The following is a 2,179-nucleotide window of genomic DNA, read 5'->3' as shown; positions in this document are numbered from 1 at the left end:
GCCCACACAACCCGTCAGGAGACACCCACACCCATGAACCGCCCACCCCTGTCCAGGCGAGCCCTGCTCACCGGCGCCGCCGCCACCGTCATCGGCTACAACACCGCCACCCGCGCCTGGGCCACCACCGACGACCCCACCACCAACCGCGTCACCCCCATCCCCCCCATCCAAGGCACCCTCACCACCAACCCCACCACCCGCACCGCCTTCGCCCAGGACTTCGGACGCCTCACCACCACCACCCCCTACGCCGTCCTCAACCCCGCCTGCGCCCAGGACATCGCCACCATCATCAACTTCGCCCGCCGCAACAACCTCAAAGTCGCCATGAACGGCCAAAGCGGCAACAACGGCGAACTCGAATCACACTCCAACTACGGCCAAGCCGGCGTCGCAGGCGGCATCGCCATCAACGCCCGCTCCCTCAACCGCATCCACACCATCACCCCCACCAACGCCACCGTCGACGCCGGCGTCACCTGGGCCCAACTCACCGACGCCACCCTCGCCCAAGGCCTAACACCCCCCTGCCTCACCGACTACCTCCACCTCTCCATCGGCGGCACCATCAGCATCGGCGGCATCGGATCCACCGTCCACAAATACGGCCTCCAAGCCGACACCGTCGAATCCATCGACATCGTCACCGGCACCGGCCGCATCCTCACCGCCACCCCCACCAAAAACACCGAACTCTTCCACACCGCCCTCGCCGGCGCCGGCCAAGTCGGCATCATCACCCGCGCCACCCTCAAACTCATCCCCGCCCCCCAAAACGCCCGCGTCTTCACCCTCTACTACAACGACCTCACCACCTACCTCACCGACCAACAAACCCTCCTCAACGACGGCCGCTTCCCCTCCCAAGTCGGCGAAATCCTCATCCAACCCAACAACCAACCCCCCCGCTACAAAATCGAAGCCGTCGCCCACTACAACAGCACCACACCCCCCGACCCCACCCCCCTCCTCACCGGCCTCAACCCCCTCCCCACCGAAACCACCATCACCGACACCACCTACCGCGAATACACCTACCGAGCCGACGCCTTCGCCGACAACATCAAAAACCTCGGCTACTGGAACTCCCCCAAACCCTGGCTCTCCCTCTTCCTCCCCGCCTCCCAAACCAAAACCTTCCTCACCGAAGCCCTCCCCCAACTCACCCCCGACGACATCGGCCAAGGCCTCCTCCTCTGCTACCCCTTCCACACCAACAAACTCACCCACCCCCTCGCCATCACCCCCAACGAACCCACCGCCTACCTCTTCGACCTCCTCACCTTCCCCCACCCCGACTACAACCCCACCCCCGCCCTCCAACGCAACCGCCACCTCTACGACCGCGCCACCCAACTCGGCGCCAAACGCTACCTCGTCGGCGCCATCCCCCACATGACCCCCACCGACTGGCAAACCCACTACGGCCCCCAATGGACCACCCTCACCACCACCAAAACCCACCACGACCCCACCCACACCCTCACCCCCGGCCAAAACATCTTCCCCTAACCCCCAACAACCCACCCACACAAACAAAACAACAACCACAACCACAACCACAACCACAACCACAACCACAACCACAACCACAAACAGCAAGCACAAACAGCAAGCAAGCACGTAAACCAGCAACAACACACAAACCCCGGTACTTCCCCACCCCCAAACACCAACCCACCAACCCGCCGACCAACCCCCCGAAAGGAAACCCCCGTGCACGCCATCCACCACACCGACCAAACCCTCCTCCCCCACCCCCCCACCACCATCTGGAACGCCATCATCAACGAACTCAACGGCAAAACCACCTGGTGGCACCCCCACAACACCCACCAACCCGGACCCACCCCACCCCACACCACCGGCGGAACCACCACCACCACCATCCACCCCAACGGCATCGGCAAACCCGGCCCCACACTCCAATTCCACTCCACCACCACCCACATCACCCCCCACCACACCCTCACCCAAACCCACACCGGCCACTTCCACGGCACCACCACCTACACCCTCACCCCCCACCCCAACAACACCACCCTCCTCACCATCACCTTCACCACCACACCCCACCACTGGCCCAAACTCCTCCACAAACTCACCAACCTCACCTACAAACACACCACCGCCACCCAACACGCCCTCACCAACCTCCACCACCACCTCACCAACA

The 2,179-nt window shown here is 64.0% G+C and carries 1 protein-coding gene and 1 pseudogene; both read left to right on the top strand.

Features of this window, described 5'->3' with window-relative positions; all coding sequences use genetic code 11:
* On the top strand, positions 1–1,515 hold a 1,515-nt coding region (locus ACIRST_RS25090), incomplete at its 5' end, for an FAD-binding protein (protein ID WP_402804437.1).
* A 204-nt stretch (positions 1,516–1,719) separates the two neighbouring features.
* A pseudogene (locus ACIRST_RS25085) lies at positions 1,720–2,179 on the top strand (hypothetical protein); the annotation flags it as partial.

It is taken from the genome of Kitasatospora sp. NPDC101447, assembly GCF_044767225.1.
Classification (GTDB): Bacteria; Actinomycetota; Actinomycetes; order Streptomycetales; family Streptomycetaceae; genus Kitasatospora.
The sequence above is the reverse complement of the archived record's forward strand: the minus strand, read 5'-3'. Positions and strand labels throughout refer to the sequence as shown.